Origin of the sequence: Pseudorhodobacter sp. MZDSW-24AT (genome assembly GCF_002794355.1) — a bacterium.
In the GTDB taxonomy this organism is placed as follows: Bacteria; Pseudomonadota; Alphaproteobacteria; order Rhodobacterales; family Rhodobacteraceae; genus Pseudotabrizicola.
Genome location: NZ_PGOI01000001.1, coordinates 289,384 through 305,029, shown reverse-complemented (window position 1 = coordinate 305,029; position 15,646 = coordinate 289,384). Strand labels below are relative to the sequence as shown.

Below are 15,646 nucleotides of genomic sequence, written 5' to 3'. Positions count from 1 at the left end.
CAGGGCAGGGGGCGATTTAGGGTGCTGGGGCCGGGGCCGGGGCCTTTGGGGGTTTCTGCCGGTCGCGGACCACGGCGATGGCGAAAAGGATGGCCAGTCCGGCGGCGATCAGCGCGCTGTCCAAGAGCAGTGACGGCGGGGACATCGCTTTGATGACCTGCGCGCCATAGGCCAGCACGGTGCTGGAGGCAAAGACCGGCAGCGAATGGCGGCCCAGCAGCGTGAGCGGGGCGAGGCGCGGATGTGCCGCCGCTGTGCGCAGCCAAGGCAAGGCGCTGATGAGATAGGCCAGCGCAAGGATGTGCAGCAGGCGCGGGAAAAAGACGAAGCTTTTGTCAAAGGCGGTCAGCACCGGCGGCAAGCCGGCGTATTCGTGCAGCAACCAGAACCCGTGTCCGCCCCAAGCCGCGATCACCGGGACCTGCACCCAGAAGGCGGCTGCGATCACCACCGCCGCCGAAAGCCAGACGGCCCAAGGCCGCACGGGGAGCAGACGGCGGCGCTGGCGCAGGGCGAGCCCGGTCAGGATGCCGGCGACGAACAGCACTTGCCATGCCAGCGGATTGAAGAACCAGCCATTGTCGAGCGGCCAGGTCGGCACCCGGATGCGGAGCAGCCCGATCAGGAACCACAGCGCGAGCGAGGCCGCCATCGTCCACCCCGGCGCGCGCACGGCGCACCACAGGATGCCGGGGGCGACGACCATCAGCACCACATACATCGGCAGGATGTCGGCATAGGCGAACTGATGGGACAACAGGGTGAGCGGCAAGAGATAGCTGGCCGGATCTTGGATCGCTGGCAGGATGTTGCGGCGTTTGGCCATCTCGGCGATGGCCGGATGCTCGGCCAGTGCCAAGAACAGCGCCAGCACCAGCGCCACCACCAGCACATGCACCGCCCAGATCGTCAGCGCGCGGCGCCAAGGCCGCAGCGTGGCAGGCCACAGCGGTTGGCGTTTCAGAAAGGCCGGGCCATAGGCGAGCCCGGCGGCGATCCCCGACATCAGCACAAAACCCTCGGCCGCGTCGGAAAAGCCGAAGTTGCGCGAGGTGAAGTTTTCCCAGAGGGTGCCGGGAATGTGGTTGATGAAGATCATCACCAGCGCGATGCCCCGAAACAGGTCTATCCGCTGATCGCGCTGGTGGGGAAGATCAGGCAACCTGCCGCTCCCTTGTGGTGCGGGTCCAGTGGTCGAGGATCGCATCGTGGCGCGCCACGATCTCGGGGCGGTGGCGATCGGCGGGCACCGGGAATTGGCCGGGTTTGGCCGGGCGCGAGGTCCAGCAGATCAGCAGCGGGGCCAGCAGCATGGGGCCGGTGACAGGCAGCAGCCACAGCGTGAGGTTGGGGGCCACGGTATGGGTCAAGGCGAGCCCCAAGGCCCCGCACAGGGTGATCCAGCGCCCGGCGCGCCAGCTTTCGGCCCATGTCAGGCCGCTGGCATCGCGGTTGTTGCTGGGCCAGCCGCCGTCGCGGCCCGAGACGACTTGCAGCACAGAGCGGGTGGTGAAGGCCAGCAGCACGGGCGCAAAGAGCGAGGAAAGCGCCAGTTCCGACAGCACCGCCCGCAGGCTTTGGCCCGCGCCGCCGAACTGTCGCGCGCGCCCGGTGAAGATGGCGTCCAGCACCACCAGCAGTTTGGGCATCACCAGAAGCCCGAAAATCCCGACCGCAAGCCCGATGGCCTTGGGCGTTTCATCATTGGGGAAGACGGGGAAGCGCCAATGTTCCAGCGGGAAGTAATCGGGTTGTCCGGTGGCGGGGATCGCGGCGATCGAAGCCGCGATGAAGACCAGCCAGATCACCGGGGCCAGATAGGCGAAAATGCCCTGAAACAGGGCAAAGCGGCTCCATCCCAGCAGGCCGGGGGCGGCGAGAATCTTGGCGTGTTGCAAGTTGCCCTGACACCAGCGGCGGTCGCGCTTGGCGTGGTCAAGGATATTCTCGGGGCCTTCTTCATAGCTTCCGGTCAGGTCGTCATCCAGCCGCACCGTCCATCCGGCCCGTGCCAGCAACACGGCCTCGACCGAGTCATGGCTGAGGATATGGCCGCCAAAGGGAGGCGGTCCCGACAGCTCGGGCAGGCCGCAGCTTTGCGCCCAAGCCCGCACCCGCACGATGGCATTGTGGCCCCAGAAAGGGCCAGAGCGGCCTTGCATGGCGGCCAGCCCGCGCGCAAAGGCAGGCGAGTGGAAGGCGGCTGCGAATTGCATGGCGCGCCCGAAGATCGAGCGGGCGCGGATCACGCGCGGGAGGGTTTGCAAAAGGCCCAGAGACGGGTCGGCTTCGATGCGGCGGATCATTTCGATCATCGTCGCGCCTTCCATCAGGCTGTCGGCATCCAGGATGATCGCGTAATCCCATGCCGCGCCCGAGGTGGTGATGAACTCTTCGATATTGCCCGCCTTGCGCCCGGTATTGGCGCTGCGGCGGCGATAGAACATGCGCCCTTCGCCGTGTTGCTGCGCGACGAGACGGGCAAAGCAGCGGGTTTCAGCCTCAGCCACCCCCGGATCGCGGGTGTCGGAGAGGATGGCAAAATCGACCTGCGCCGGATCGCCCGCCGCGCGCAAGGAATCGTCCATCGCGGCGATGCGGGTGAAGGTGGCGACCGGATCTTCGTTGTAGACGGGCACGATCACCACGGTCTTGCCGCGGATCGGGCCGCTGTGGCGGGGCATGGCGGGGGCGCGCCGCGTGGCCAGACCGAGCAAGGCCGTGGCCGCGCCCCAAGCCAGCCACCAAGTGGACAGGATGATCAGCGCGCTGCGCAGGATATCGAGCGACGAGACGCCATCGGCGGCGCCATAGGTCAGGAACACCATGCCCGCCGCGATGGCCGCTGTCAGGCTGGCCACGAGCGCCACCGCCCGCGCGGCGGCGGGGCGCTGTTCGGCCACCGGAGCCGAGCCCGGACGCGCCGTCATCTTTAGCCTGCGCGCCGCTGGTTGACGCGCAAGAGCGCGCCGAGCCGTGCGAGCAAGGAACCTGCCCAAAGTCCGAAGCTGCCGGGGCTGCGTTGCAGCGTCTGCCGTGGCATCTGAAGCGGCGCATGCGGTGGCGCTGCCACCAGACCATCCTCACCGGTCATCGGTTGCGCCGACGGGATGCGGGATTGGAAGGTCATGCGGTCACCCATTGATAGAGCCAGTTTTCGGTAAGCTTGCGACCGAAACCTGCAATGTGGGCGTTGAGTTCCACGGTTTTTCCCGCTTCGGGCAGCACATCGACGACAAGACGCCAGATTTGCTCGCTGTCGATCTTTGACAGGGTCTGAACGCTTATTTTTCCACCGGTCAGCGAAACGACCGGTTCGATCTTGGCATCGCCCGGGAGGTTGGCGATGGTGCCGCCTGCGAAATCCACCACGAATTTGCGGGTGCCTTCGGTGTTGGCCACACCCGAAACCCCGCCTTCTCCGGCGCGGGTTTCCTTGACATAGGCGATGTCGGCCAGCGGATCGACGGGGAGCGCGCCCCAATGCTGACGATAGGCGAATTCCATCATCACGCCCGGCACCGGCTTGGCCTCGGGCACCCAGAAGGCGACGATGTTGTCATTCACCTCGAGCGGGGTGGGGATCTCGACCAGACGCACCGCGCCCCGGCCCCAATCGCCCAAAGGCTCGATCAGCAAGGACGGGCGGCGTTCGTAATGCGACACCGCGTCCTGATAGTTTTCAAAGTCGCGGTCGCGCTGCATCAGGCCAAAGGCGGCGGGGCTTTCCTCGACAAACCACGACTCGGTCAGCCGCACCGGATTGTTCAGCGGGCGCCAGATGTGATCCCCGTCGCGGCGGTGGATGGCCAAGCCGTCGCTGTCATGCACATTGGGACGGAAATCGTCGAACTCGGCGCGGTTCTTTTCCGAGAACAGGAACATGGAGGTGAGCGGCGCGATGCCGATCTGATCCACCTCGGTGCGGAAGAACAGCCGTGCGGTCACGTCGACCACGGTGTCGCGGCCCGGACGGATCACCAGCCGATAGGCGCCGGTGCAGCTTTGGCTTTCCAGCGCGGCATACACCGTGATCTCGCGCGCGAAGGGCACCGGCTTTTCGATCCAGAAGCGGGAAAAGCGGGGGAATTCCTCGGGCTTGCCCAGACCGGTGTTGATGGCCAGCCCGCGTGCCGAGAGGCCATAGCCGTTGTCGCGGCCCACGGCCCGGAAATAGCTGGCGCCCAAGAAGGCGATCACTTCGTCAAAACGGTTCAGCTGGTTCAGCGGCGCGTTCAGCCGGAAGCCGGCCACGCCCGGCAAGGGGTCATGCTCGGGCACGCGATCCTTGACGCGGTCGAAATAGCGGAAATCGTCGGTGGTGAAGGTCATCGGACGGGCGGTGCCATCCTCGACCTCGAACAGGGTCACCGGTTCGGCGAAGAGCCAGCCCAGATGGAAGGTGTGCAGCTGGAACCCGGAGTCGGGGCCGCGCCAGCGGGCCTGTTCCGGATTGAACTGCACCGCCTGATAGTCGTCATAGCTGAAGTCCGAGAAGAATCCCTGCGCCACCGGAGCCGGGGCATGCGGGGCCTGCGCCAGAAGGCGCATGTCTTCGGTCAGGCTGTCAAAAGTGAACGGCAGGCCCGAGGCTTCCGCAGCCGGGGCGGGCGCCGTTTGCGCGCGCGCCATTCCCGTCAGGCTGGTGCTGCACTGCAGAACGGCGGCTGCGCCCAGCACCGAAAGGAAGGTGCGACGTGGCATGTCTGTTGTGGACCGCGGGTGAGACGGCATGGTGTATCCCAGTCTTCGATTCGAGAAAAACTAAGCATCAATGGCAGGTTATCCGTGACGGCACCAGAACGCTTGCATTGCACCTTAGGCATTGCAGGCATGCATTCCCTGCAATGCTGCTGTGCAGCGCCCGCGGCCCTGTGCCGGTGGCGCCCATATAGGAAGGGACGCGCGCGGTTGCCATCGGCTTTGATCGCGCTAAGCGAAGTTTCGTGACGTCTCGCAAAGCTGTGAGCAAGCTTCCGCCGATCGCCCCGCTGTGGCGCGGGGTCCACCGGGGTGCGGGAACCCGTGGCGCTGTTGCGGGGTTGCTGCGCTTGCCCTTGGCGCTTGGGTCAGCCCCAGACCCTGTGACCCACGCCCGGCGCGTGAAGGGGGTGCGCCAGCCGGCTTTGCTGACAGGCCAGAAGGATGGCGCGCAAGGCTTCCAGCCGGATGGGCTTGGACAGATGGGAATCAAAGCCCGAGGCCATGTAGAGATCCAGATCCGGGGCCAGCGCATTGGCGGTGGCGGCCACACCATAGGCGGGCGGGCGCAGACCGTCTTTTTCCACTTGCCGCAGGCGGTGCAGCGTTTCGATCCCCGACAGGCCGGGCATCGAAATGTCGAGCAGGTAAAGATCAAAGCTTTGCCGTTCTGTCATGGCAATCGCGGCGTGGCCGTCTTCGGCCGTCTGCGGTTCGATCCCCATCTGGCGCAGCATGGCGCAAAGCATCAGAAGGTTGCTCTTGCTGTCATCGGCGCAGAGCACGTTGAGCGTGGAGAAATCCATCTGCGCCGCCGGAGCGGCGGGGATCGGGAGGATCTCGACGGTTTCTGCGCGCCGCAGCGGCAGGGTGATGGTAAAGCGCGTGCCTTGGCCGGGCGCGCTTTGCACCTCGATCTGGCCGCCCATCACCTTTGTCAGCTTGTGCACGATCGACATGCCCAGACCGGTGCCGCCAAAGCGCCGGGTGATGCCTTCGTCGGCCTGCGTGAATTCATCGAACATCGAGCCGACCTGTGCCTCGCTCATCCCGATGCCGGTGTCTTCCACGACCAGTGTCAGATGATCCGAGCCGCGCGCCACCACCCGCACGCTGCCGGTTTCGGTGAACTTCACGGCATTGCCGATCACGTTTTGCAGGATCTGGTTCACCCGATGCGGGTCGCCCATCCAGAAGCCCGAAGCCCCCGGCTGGATTTCGACATCCAGCAACAGGCGCTTTTCGCGGCAGGTCAGGGCGTGGCTGGCGGCAATCTGGCGCAGGAGGGCATCAAGGTCGAAGGGGCGCTGTTCAAGCGTCACCGCATTGGCCTGCAATTTCGAGACGTCGAGGATATCGTTCACGATGTGCATGAGCAGATCGCCGGAATTCTGGATATGCCCGACAAGCTCGCGCGCTTCGGGCTGCTTGACGGTGCCGTGCAGCACATCGGCCAAGCCCAGCACGGAATTCAGCGGGGTGCGGATTTCGTGGCTCATATGCGCCAGAAAGCGCGCCCGCGCCTCGGCCAGATCCTGTGCGCGCTGGCGTTCCACCGTGAGGGACTGGTTCAGCCATGCCGCGCGCAGGGCAATCAGGCCAAAGCACCATTGAAGCGCGGCAAAGGCGAGGGAAAAGGCGATCAGCGCGGTGGTTGTGAGCACCACTGCGGTTGTCGCCTCCATCGCCAGCAAGATCAGCCGCATCACATAGCCGAAGGCCAGCGCGAAAAACGGAAAGCTGACCAGCACCCGCAATTCGATTTCATGCGGGCGCGACAGGCGCAGGATGATAAGCCCCATCGTCAGTGTCAGCAGGCCGTTGGCGATGCCGGTGCTGACGAACAAGAGCGCCGCGCCCGCGCCAGAGGTGGTCAGCGACATTTGCAGCAGCAGGATGCTGGCGCTGATCGTGGCAAAGAGCCCATAGCGCGGGCGCGTGTTCAAACCCCATTGGATCGCAAAGAAGGCGCATAAAATCCCCGCATGCGCGCCAAGGATGATTATGCTCGCGCTGAGCCAGAACGGCAGCGAATAATGCAGCAACAGCGTGACGCAGGACAGCAGCAGTGCCCCGTTGGCGACACAGAGCCAGTCATTCGCGTGCCGCAGGTTCGTATCCGACACCCGGGTGCGGCGCTCCAGCAGGCACAGCACGATGGCCACGATCAGCATGATCGCGGCGATCATCACCACAACTCTGATATCGACGGAGGTGATCACCCGCAGTCCTTTCCATAGGCGCTGCGGACTTGGCTTGGGCAGGTGCCTCGGCGCGGCGCCGCATCTTTGCCTGTGGCCCGGTCTGGCGCGGGGGCAAGACGCTGGCATGAAAGGACAGAGACATATGACATCTGCGCGCCCCCTGTTGTGCCGCATGTGCCTTGCGTTTCTTGGGACGCATTCCATGACACACTGCTTGCGGGCAGACTCTTGCCTGAAAAATAGCCGCAATCAAGCGTCTTTGCGGGGCCTTTCGTGCAAAGGCGCTGTTCTGTGACCGCTTTGCCCTGTTTGCGCTTGGGCAGCCGCCGATCACGGAAAGCCGCAGTAAAAAGAGGCCCCGCTGCGTTTGCACAGGATTGCTGCACGGGATGAGGCATGCGAAGACTGGGTCAGTGGCTGGTTTTGCCAAGGCAGGGCTGAACGTCAACCTGCGTATCTGGTCTCTTGGTTTTGCGAGTGATAAGCGCACTTTAAATGTGTCACGGGACACAAAAGGCAGGACGGAGATGATAGAGTGGCAAAGGGTAAAGGAACTGCGACACGAGATCGGGGCCGAGGCCTTCGATCAGGTGATCGTGCTGTTCCTTGCCGAACTGGATGAGACAGAGGCGCAGTTGCAGGCGGCGACGACCGCCCCTGAATTGCGGCACACGCTGCATACGCTGAAGGGCATCGGGTTGAATTTGGGATTCACGGAGATCGCGCAACTGTGCCAGACTTTGGAAACCCGGGCCGAGCAGGGCGAAACCGATCTGCCGCTTGCGCAGGTGTCTGCGGTTCTGGCGCAATCCCGTGCGGCCTTTGTGAAGGATCTGCCCGCGTTGGGATCTGCGGAGTGATCTGTGTCAGGGCGCTGGCGCTGCCGGGCCGTCAGACGGGGGCCGCGCAGCGCTGATCCGGCCCGCTGCGCCGCAGCGGCGGATCGGGTCGGGGAGATGCGGCATTGGGTTCGGAACGGAAAGGGTCACGGTGACGGGCGACATGACGGCAAGACCATCGGCGCCGGCCCGCTCTGGCGTGTTCCTGACGGATGGCCCCGCGCTGGCCGAAGGCCTGCGGCTTGGCCGTGCGGGGGTGTGGCGCTGGAAGATCGACAGCAATGAGCTGGAGTGGACGGCCCACCTTGCCGAAGTGCATGCGCTGCCGCCCGAGGCCTTTGACGGCACCCTTGCCAGCTTCCAGAACGATCTGCACCCCGAGGATTCCGCGGCTGTCTGGCAGCAGATCCTTGCCACGCTGGATACCGGCGCGCCGTATCGCTGCCTTTATCGCACCGCGCCGCGGGCGGGGCAGCCGGATCTGTGGATCGAGGCGTCGGGCGGGATCAGCCATGCGCCGGATGGCACCCGCTATCTGACGGGGATCTGCACCGAGGTCAGTGCCCGGGTGCGGGGGGAACAGCAGCTTGCCCGTCGCTTGGCCCAGCATCATGCGGTGGCGCGCTTTGGCTCTTACGCCTTGGCGGAGCCTGACTTCCAGAAGGTGCTTGACCGCGCGGTGGAGATCGCCGCCGATGTTCTGGCGGTGCCGCTGACCAAGATCCTGCAATTCGCGGATACCGCCGATCATCTGGTGTTGGTGGCAGGCCTTGGCTGGAAAGACGGTCTGGTCGGCACGGGGAAGGTGGGGATCGAGCGGGAGTCGCAGGCGGGGTTCACCCTTTTGTCGTCCGAGTCGGTTCTGGTCGAGGATTTGCAGCACGAGACACGCTTTGACGGGCCGCAGATTCTGCACGATCACGGGGTGCGCAGCGGCGTGTCGGTGACGATCCCCGGCAGCGGGCTGCGTCCCTTTGGGGTCTTTGGAATCCATGCGCGCGAGGTGCGCCGGTTTGAAGCCGCCGATGCCGAGTTTCTGCTGTCCTTGGCCAATATCGTGGCGGGGGCCGCGCGTCAGGTGGAGGCTGCACGGCATCAGGCTGTGCTGATGCGCGAAATGGCGCATCGGGCTGGCAATATGTTGCAGCTGATCAACAGCATCGCGGGCCAGACCTTCAACGCCAGTGCGGACCCGAGGGCGGCGCGGCACAGCTTTAGCGAAAGGCTGGGGGCGCTTGCGCGATCCAATTACATCGTGTCGCGCGGGGGATGGGCGCCGACGCGCTTTGCCGAGCTGGTGGCCGAGGTCTTGCAGCCTTATGGCACGCGCATCACCACCTCGGGCCGGGATATCCTGCTGCACCCGGACCTGTGCTTTGACATGGGGCTTGTCTTGCATGAACTGGCCAGCCACGCGCGCCAGCACGGCGGATTGGCCAAGGTGGACGGCAGCGTGTCGCTGCACTGGACCTTTCGGGCCGATCCCAGCGGGCCGCGTGTCTTTTGTCTGGACTGGCGCGATGCCGCGGGCGACGCGGCAGGCGACGGACCCGCGGGGTTTGGCGCCAAGCTGGTGCGCGCGCTGGTCGAGCAGAAGTGGCAGGGTCAGATTTTGCAGGGCGCGCCGCCGGGATTTGGCCTGCGCCTTGAAATCCCGCACCCGGACCGGCCCTGAGCGCCGTTCCCGCGCGCGCCTGCAACCGCTTTTTCCGTTTCGGACGATCTTCGCCCTTGAATCAGTGGGGCGGTGCCCGTAAGCGGAGGGGATACAGTTCAGCATGTCATTCTGGCAGACCCGCGCGCCACCGCAAGGAGGGCGCGTTGTGATGTGCAAACTCTAGACCCAAAAGGAAACCGCTCGGGGCATGATCGAAGAAAACCTGCTGCTCATTCTTGTCGGACTGCCTTTTGCCGCAGCACTGGCTGCGAGCACGGTTCCGACGACAGCGCATAGCGCGGCGGCGTGGGTTTCGGGCGGGCTTCTGGCGATGGGGCTGGCGATCTTGGCGGTGCTGCATGCCCCCATCGCCGAGGGCGAGGTTCTGCGCAGCACCTTGGCTTGGGTGCCATCCTTGGGTCTGACCCTGACCTTCCGCATGGATGGCTTTGTCTGGCTTTTCGCCAGCCTTGTTTTCGGCATCGGGATTCTGGTGCTGATCTATGCGCGCTATTACCTGTCGAAATCCGATCCGGTGCCGCGGTTCTACGCCTTTCTGATGGCCTTTACCGGCGCGATGCTGGGGGTGTTGCTGTCGGGCAATATCCTGATGCTGGTGGTGTTCTGGGAACTGACCTCGATCCTGTCTTTCTTGCTGATCGGCTATTGGCATCAGGGACAGGCGGCGCGGGATGGCGCGCGCATGGCGCTTATCGTGACGGGGCTGGGCGGTCTGGGGCTGTTGCTGGGGATGGTGCTTCTGGGGCAGATCGTGGGCAGCTATGATCTGGACCGGGTTCTGGCCTCGGGCGATGTGGTGCGCGCGCATCCGCTGTATCCGCTGGTGCTGGCCCTGTTTTTGCTGGGCTGTTTCACCAAATCGGCGCAGATGCCGTTTCACTTCTGGTTGCCGGGGGCCATGGCCGCGCCCACGCCCGTGTCGGCCTTTCTTCATTCGGCCACGATGGTGAAGGCGGGGGTGTTCCTGCTGGTGCGCTTTTCGCCCGTGCTGGGCCAGACCGAGCTTTGGTTTTTCGCCGTCACCGGCACCGGCATGCTTACGCTGGTGCTGGGATCGGTGATCGCGCTGTTCCGGCACGATCTGAAAGGCTTGCTGGCCTATTCCACCATCAGCCATCTGGGCCTGATCACCGCGCTGGCCGGGATCGGCAGCAACGGGGCCATTCTGGCGGCGATCTTTCACATCGTGAACCATGCCGTGTTCAAAGCCTCGCTTTTCATGGCGGCGGGAATCCTCGACCATGAGACCGGCACCCGCGACATGCGCCGGCTGAGCGGTCTGATCCGCTTCATGCCGGTGACGGGCAGTCTGGCCATCGTGGCCTCGGCGGCGATGGCGGGCGTGCCGTTGCTGAACGGGTTCATTTCGAAAGAAATGTTCTTTGCCGAGGCCGCCGATTGGCACAATGGCACATGGCTGGACAATGCGCTGCCGTATCTGGCCACGCTGGCCGGGGTTTTCGCCGTGGCCTATTCGCTGCGCTTCATTGCCACCGTGTTTTTCGGCCCGCCCGCCACCGATCTGCCCAAGTCGCCGCATGAACCGCCCGCGTGGATGCGCCGCCCGGTCGAATTGCTGGTGCTGGTCTGTCTTTTGGTGGGCATCGCGCCGGGGCTGACGCTGGGGCCGGTGCTGAACCTTGCCGCGCAGGCGGTTCTGGGGCCTGATCTGCCTTACAAGGCCATTCACGTCTGGCATGGCTTCAACCTGCCCTTGGGCATGAGCCTGATCGCGCTTGGCGCGGGGGTGGCGCTTTACGCGCTGGCGGGGGGGCGCGTTTCACAAGGCCCGGAAGGCCCGCCCTTGCTGCACCGCCTGCGCGCGCAGCGGGTGTTCGAGCGGCTCTTGCTGCTGTTCACATGGAAACTGCCGCGCCAGTTGCACCGCTTCATCGGCACCGAGCGGCTGCAACCGCAATTGCGCCTGATCCTGCTGCTGGCCTTGGCCGCCGGGCTGGCGACGCTGTGGGGGGGCTTGCGCGTTTCGCCTTCGCCGCTGGAAACCCCGCTCAACCCCGCCTTTGCGGCCATGTGGCTGGTGGGCGCGGTCTGCGCCATCGGCGCGGCCACGCTGGCGAAGTATCACCGCTTTGCGTCGGTCGTGCTGCTGGGCGGGGCCGGGGCGGTGACCTGCCTGACCTTTGCCTGGCTTTCGGCCCCCGATCTGGCGGTGACGCAACTGCTGGTCGAGATCGTGACGACGGTGCTGTTGCTTTTGGGGCTGCGCTGGATGCCAAAGCGGCGCGAAGAGATTGCCGAAGACAAGCTGCGCCCGGCCCGCATCCGCCGCCTGCGCGATTTCATCATCGCCGTGGTGGCGGGGGCGGGGCTTGCGGCGATTTCCTATGTGGTGATGACCTCGCCGCTGATCCCGAACGTGGGGGACTGGTTCTTGCGCAATGCCTATGCCGAAGGCGGCGGCACCAATGTGGTGAACGTCATCCTTGTGGACTTCCGCGCCTTTGACACCTTTGGCGAGATCACGGTGCTGGCCATCGTGGGCGTCACCGTCTTTGCGCTGCTGCGCCGCTTCCGGCCTTCGGCAGAGAGCGTGGCGCTTGCAGAAGCGGCCGCGCGGCTGGAGGACACCAGCCTTGCCCATGCGCTGCGGGTGCCTGCGGTCATCATGCGCTGGATGTTCCCGGTGATGATGGTGCTGGCGGCCTATCTGTTCTTCCGTGGCCATGATCTGCCGGGCGGCGGATTCTCGGCCGGGGTGACCATGTCGATTGCGTTTCTGCTGCAATACCTTGCGCATGATGTGCGCTGGATCGAGGACCGGCTGACGATCCTGCCGATCCGCTGGATGGGGATTGGCCTGGTCATCGCGGGCCTGACCGGGATGGGCGCCTTTGTCTTTGGCTATCCCTTCCTGACGGCCCATGCGCAATACATCACCCTGCCGCTGATCGGGAAGGTCCCGGCGGCCACCGCGCTGCTGTTTGATGCCGGGGTCTTTGCGCTGGTCGTCGGGGCCACGGTGCTCATGCTGATCGCCATTGCGCACCAGTCCTTGCGGGTCGCGCGTCTGCGCGACCGTGACAGCGGCGGCCAAGCCGAGACGGAGGGCGCCTGATGGAAGGGGTTCTTTCTGGTGCCATCGGTGTGCTGGCCGCCTCTGGCATCTGGCTGGTGCTGCGGCCGCGCACCTTTCAGGTGATCGTCGGGCTGTGCCTGCTGTCTTATGCTGTCAACCTGTTCATCTTTGCGACCGGGCGGCTGGTGCTGGGCGCGCCGCCGATCATGCCGCGCGGAGGGTTCATCGACCCCACCGCCTATGCCGACCCGTTGCCGCAGGCGCTGGTTCTGACCGCCATTGTCATCAGCTTTGCCACCACGGCGCTGTTTCTGGTGGTGCTGATCGCCTCACGCGGGTTGACGGGCACCGACCATGTCGATGCGCAGGAGCGTGAGCCATGACCCCCGGGCCCGAGCATCTGATCATTGCGCCGATCCTGATCCCGTTCTTCGCGGGTGCCTTGATGCTGATCTATGACGAGCGTCAGCGCAGCGCCAAGCTGGCGATCAGCCTTGGCGCGGTGATGGCCATGCTGCTGGTGGGCGTCGAGCTTTTGATGCGCTCCAAGGGCAGCGCGCTGACCGGTTTCAATGACATCGGCTTTTACCTGCTGGGTGACAGGGGCGCGCCCTTTGGGATTGTTCTTGTGATCGACCGGCTGTCGGCGATGATGCTGGTGCTGACCGCGCTGCTGGCGCTGCCCGCGCTGATCTATGCGGCGGCGGGGTGGCACCGGCAGGGCCAGCATTTCCACAGTTTGTTCCAGTTTCTGCTGATGGGGTTGAACGGGGCTTTCCTGACCGGTGATCTGTTCAACCTGTTCGTGTTCTTCGAGGTGCTGCTGGCGGCGTCCTATGGGTTGCTTTTGCATGGCGGCGGGCAGTTGCGGGTGCGCGGGGGCTTGCATTACATCGCCATCAACCTGACCGGGTCGCTGCTGTTTCTGGTGGGCGTCAGCATGGTTTATGCGGCCAGCGGCACCCTGAACATGGCGCATCTGTCGCTGATGGTGCCGATGCTGCCCGAGCCGCAGCGGGTGATGCTGCATGCGGGGGCGGCGATCATGGGGCTGGCCTTCCTGATCAAGGCGGGGATCTGGCCTTTGTCATTCTGGTTGCCGACGGCCTATATGGCGGGTGCGGCCCCGGTGGCCGCGATGTTCGCCATCATGACCAAGGTCGGCGTCTATGTGCTGTTGCGGCTGGCGCTGTTGATCTTTGGCGCCGGGGCAGGGGCCTCGGCCGGGTTCGGGGCCGAGGTGCTGATCGCGGGCGGCATGGCCACGGTGGTCTTTGGCTTTCTGGGGGTCTTGGCCTCGCAAGGCTTGGGGCGCATGGCCGCGCATCTGGTGCTGGTGTCTTCGGGCACGGTGCTGGCGGCGACGGGGTTCGTGCTGGCCGGGGGGCCGGTGCAGATCTTGGCGGCGGCGCTGTTCTATCTGCTGAGCTCGACGCTGGCCACCAGCGCACTTTTCCTGCTGATCGAGCCGATGGGCCGCGAAGAAGGGGGCATAGCCGCCCTGCTGGCGCTGACCGCCGATGCCTATGGCTTGGACGAACGCGAGGAGAACCGCCAGCCCGAGGTGGGGCTGGCCATTCCCGGATCGCTGACGGTGCTGGGCATCTGCTTTGCGGCCTGTCTGATCGTGCTGGCAGGGCTGCCGCCGCTTTCGGGCTTTATCGGCAAGCTTGGGCTGTTGCAGGCGCTGGTCGCCAGCGGCAGTGCAACCGGGCCGATGGCCTGGATCTTTGTGGCGATTCTGATCCTGTCCGGTTTTGCCACGCTGACAGGGCTGGTGCGGGTGGGTATCCAGACCTTCTGGGCAAGCGATGGCGCGCCGCCGCGCGTGCTGGCGCTGGAACTCGCGCCGGTGGTGGGGCTGATCGGGCTGCTTGTCTTCCTGACGATCAAGGCCGATGTCACGCTGGGTTATATGAACGACACCGCTGATGCGCTGCTGCGCCCCTCGATCTATGCGCAAGGTGTCTTGGGCGCGCCCCGGGCCGAGGATGCCAGCCCATGAGCCGCTTTCTGCCGCACCCTTTGCTGTCTTGCGCGCTGACGCTGATGTGGCTGCTGCTCACGCGGTTTTCGCTGGGCCATCTGGTCTTGGGCAGTGCCATTGCGCTGTTTGCGGGGCTGGCCTTCGCCCGGATCGAGCCACAGGCCCCGCGCATCCGGGCGTGGACGCCGCTGTTGCGGCTGGTGGGCATTGTCTCGGTCGATATTGTGCGGTCGAACTGGGCGGTGGCACGGCTGATGCTGACCAACGGGCGGCATGGCGCGCGCAAGTCGGGCTTTGTGCGCATCCCCTTGCGCCTGCGCGATCCGGTGGCGCTGGCCGTGCTGGCGGTGGTGCTGACGGCCACGCCGGGCACCGCTTGGCTGGAATATGATCCCGAAGCGGGCACCTTGCTTTTGCATGTCTTTGACATGATCGACGAGGCCGAATGGCACGCCTTGATCCGTGACCGCTACGAAGCCCTGCTGCTGGAGGCTTTCGCATGACCCCCGACACCCTGCTTTGGCTTGCCCTGACCTATGCCCAGATCGCGCTGGCGCTGGCCGCCTGTCTGGCCACGCTGCGCATGGTGAGAGGGCCGCGCGCGCAAGACCGGGTGCTGGCGCTGGACGCGCTTTACATCGCCATCATGCTTTTGTTTCTTGTCACCGGGCTGCGCTTGGGCACGCCTTTCTTGTTCGAGGCGGCGCTGGTGATTTCGGTCGGCGGCTTTGTCGCCACGGTGACACTGGCCAAGTTCCTGTTGCGCGGCGAGGTGATCGAATGACCGCGCTGGCCACGCTTCCGCCTTGGCTGATGCTGCTGGTGGCGGCGCTTTTGGTGTTGGGCAGCACGCTGACACTGCTGGGCGCCTTTGGCCTGCTGCATCTGAAAAGTTTTTACGACCGCCTGCACGCGCCCACCCTTGGCACCAGCTGGGGCACGGCGGCGATCCTGCTTGCGTCGATGCTGTGCTGGTCTTGGGTGCAGGACCGGGTGTTCGTGCATGAGCTGGTGATCGGGCTTTGCGTCATGGTGACCACCCCGGTCACGCTGATGTTGCTGGGGCGGGCGGCGTTGCACCGTGACCGTGCCGAAGGCCAGCCCGACATTCCCCCGGCGCCGGACCGGGGGGAACAGGACTGAGCCGCCTTGGCATGGCGGCGACTTGATCGAGATCATGTCCCCGCCGCGCAAGACCTG

13 protein-coding genes are annotated in these 15,646 nt (G+C 65.2%); 8 read left to right on the top strand and 5 right to left on the bottom strand.

Annotated elements, in window-relative coordinates; genetic code table 11:
* Positions 1 to 16: 16 nt before the first annotated feature.
* The 5 genes from CUR21_RS01480 to CUR21_RS01465 all read right to left on the bottom strand — a co-directional run bounded on the left by CUR21_RS01480 (position 17) and on the right by CUR21_RS01465 (position 6,923).
* Entirely contained in the window at positions 17 to 1,162 is a 1,146-nt protein-coding gene (locus tag CUR21_RS01480) for an OpgC family protein (protein ID WP_157791913.1), read from the bottom strand.
* Positions 1,155 to 2,930 carry a glucans biosynthesis glucosyltransferase MdoH gene (gene mdoH, locus CUR21_RS01475; protein WP_232622640.1) on the bottom strand — a complete coding sequence of 592 codons (1,776 nt, stop codon included), beginning with the start codon at positions 2,928 to 2,930 and terminating at the stop codon, positions 1,155 to 1,157. The genes CUR21_RS01480 and mdoH overlap by 8 nt, the downstream gene beginning before the upstream one ends.
* 2 nt (positions 2,931 to 2,932) lie before the next feature.
* Complete coding sequence (locus CUR21_RS18515; protein ID WP_157791912.1) at positions 2,933 to 3,130, bottom strand: hypothetical protein; 198 nt, start codon at positions 3,128 to 3,130, stop codon at positions 2,933 to 2,935.
* Positions 3,127 to 4,734 (bottom strand): glucan biosynthesis protein G, encoded by a 1,608-nt coding sequence (locus CUR21_RS01470; RefSeq protein WP_198431582.1) that lies wholly within the window; start codon positions 4,732 to 4,734, stop codon positions 3,127 to 3,129. The genes CUR21_RS18515 and CUR21_RS01470 overlap by 4 nt, the downstream gene beginning before the upstream one ends.
* Positions 4,735 to 5,069: 335 nt before the next feature.
* Entirely contained in the window at positions 5,070 to 6,923 is a 1,854-nt protein-coding gene (locus tag CUR21_RS01465; RefSeq protein ID WP_198431581.1) for an ATP-binding protein, read from the bottom strand.
* A 509-nt stretch (positions 6,924 to 7,432) separates the two neighbouring features.
* On the opposite strand from CUR21_RS01465, the gene CUR21_RS01460 reads away from it, so the two are divergent.
* The 8 genes from CUR21_RS01460 to mnhG all read left to right on the top strand — a co-directional run bounded on the left by CUR21_RS01460 (position 7,433) and on the right by mnhG (position 15,589).
* Positions 7,433 to 7,765 carry an Hpt domain-containing protein gene (locus CUR21_RS01460; protein ID WP_100195223.1) on the top strand — a complete coding sequence of 111 codons (333 nt, stop codon included), beginning with the start codon at positions 7,433 to 7,435 and terminating at the stop codon, positions 7,763 to 7,765.
* A gap of 142 nt (positions 7,766 to 7,907) precedes the next feature.
* Positions 7,908 to 9,419 carry a sensor histidine kinase gene (locus CUR21_RS01455; protein WP_100195222.1) on the top strand — a complete coding sequence of 504 codons (1,512 nt, stop codon included), beginning with the start codon at positions 7,908 to 7,910 and terminating at the stop codon, positions 9,417 to 9,419.
* Positions 9,420 to 9,609: 190 nt separating this feature from the next.
* Positions 9,610 to 12,498, top strand: a complete 2,889-nt coding sequence (locus CUR21_RS01450; protein ID WP_100195221.1) for a monovalent cation/H+ antiporter subunit A — start codon at positions 9,610 to 9,612, stop codon at positions 12,496 to 12,498.
* A complete protein-coding gene (locus CUR21_RS01445) occupies positions 12,498 to 12,842 on the top strand; it encodes a Na+/H+ antiporter subunit C (protein ID WP_100195220.1) in 345 nt (114 codons plus the stop codon). The genes CUR21_RS01450 and CUR21_RS01445 overlap by 1 nt, the downstream gene beginning before the upstream one ends.
* Positions 12,839 to 14,464, top strand: a complete 1,626-nt coding sequence (locus CUR21_RS01440) for a monovalent cation/H+ antiporter subunit D (protein WP_100195219.1) — start codon at positions 12,839 to 12,841, stop codon at positions 14,462 to 14,464. Before CUR21_RS01445 ends, CUR21_RS01440 begins: the two co-directional genes overlap by 4 nt.
* Positions 14,461 to 14,949 carry a Na+/H+ antiporter subunit E gene (locus CUR21_RS01435; protein ID WP_100195218.1) on the top strand — a complete coding sequence of 163 codons (489 nt, stop codon included), beginning with the start codon at positions 14,461 to 14,463 and terminating at the stop codon, positions 14,947 to 14,949. The genes CUR21_RS01440 and CUR21_RS01435 overlap by 4 nt, the downstream gene beginning before the upstream one ends.
* Entirely contained in the window at positions 14,946 to 15,230 is a 285-nt protein-coding gene (locus tag CUR21_RS01430) for a K+/H+ antiporter subunit F (RefSeq protein WP_100195217.1), read from the top strand. The genes CUR21_RS01435 and CUR21_RS01430 overlap by 4 nt, the downstream gene beginning before the upstream one ends.
* The gene (gene mnhG, locus CUR21_RS01425) at positions 15,227 to 15,589 is read left to right on the top strand and encodes a monovalent cation/H(+) antiporter subunit G (RefSeq protein WP_100195216.1); all 363 of its coding nucleotides are present in this window, start codon (positions 15,227 to 15,229) and stop codon (positions 15,587 to 15,589) included. The genes CUR21_RS01430 and mnhG overlap by 4 nt, the downstream gene beginning before the upstream one ends.
* The last annotated feature ends 57 nt before the right edge of the window (positions 15,590 to 15,646 follow it).

What these genes read in the sequence shown, in the direction of transcription:
- mdoH (WP_232622640.1), bottom strand. Translation starts at nt 2,930, where the DNA reads ATGACGGCGCGTCCGGGCTCGGCTCCGGTGGCCGAACAGCGCCCCGCC.
- CUR21_RS18515 (WP_157791912.1), bottom strand. Translation starts at nt 3,130, where the DNA reads ATGACCTTCCAATCCCGCATCCCGTCGGCGCAACCGATGACCGGTGAG.
- CUR21_RS01470 (WP_198431582.1), bottom strand. Translation starts at nt 4,734, where the DNA reads ATGCCGTCTCACCCGCGGTCCACAACAGACATGCCACGTCGCACCTTC.
- CUR21_RS01460 (WP_100195223.1), top strand. Translation starts at nt 7,433, where the DNA reads ATGATAGAGTGGCAAAGGGTAAAGGAACTGCGACACGAGATCGGGGCC.
- CUR21_RS01455 (WP_100195222.1), top strand. Translation starts at nt 7,908, where the DNA reads ATGACGGCAAGACCATCGGCGCCGGCCCGCTCTGGCGTGTTCCTGACG.
- CUR21_RS01450 (WP_100195221.1), top strand. Translation starts at nt 9,610, where the DNA reads ATGATCGAAGAAAACCTGCTGCTCATTCTTGTCGGACTGCCTTTTGCC.
- CUR21_RS01445 (WP_100195220.1), top strand. Translation starts at nt 12,498, where the DNA reads ATGGAAGGGGTTCTTTCTGGTGCCATCGGTGTGCTGGCCGCCTCTGGC.
- CUR21_RS01440 (WP_100195219.1), top strand. Translation starts at nt 12,839, where the DNA reads ATGACCCCCGGGCCCGAGCATCTGATCATTGCGCCGATCCTGATCCCG.
- CUR21_RS01435 (WP_100195218.1), top strand. Translation starts at nt 14,461, where the DNA reads ATGAGCCGCTTTCTGCCGCACCCTTTGCTGTCTTGCGCGCTGACGCTG.
- CUR21_RS01430 (WP_100195217.1), top strand. Translation starts at nt 14,946, where the DNA reads ATGACCCCCGACACCCTGCTTTGGCTTGCCCTGACCTATGCCCAGATC.
- mnhG (WP_100195216.1), top strand. Translation starts at nt 15,227, where the DNA reads ATGACCGCGCTGGCCACGCTTCCGCCTTGGCTGATGCTGCTGGTGGCG.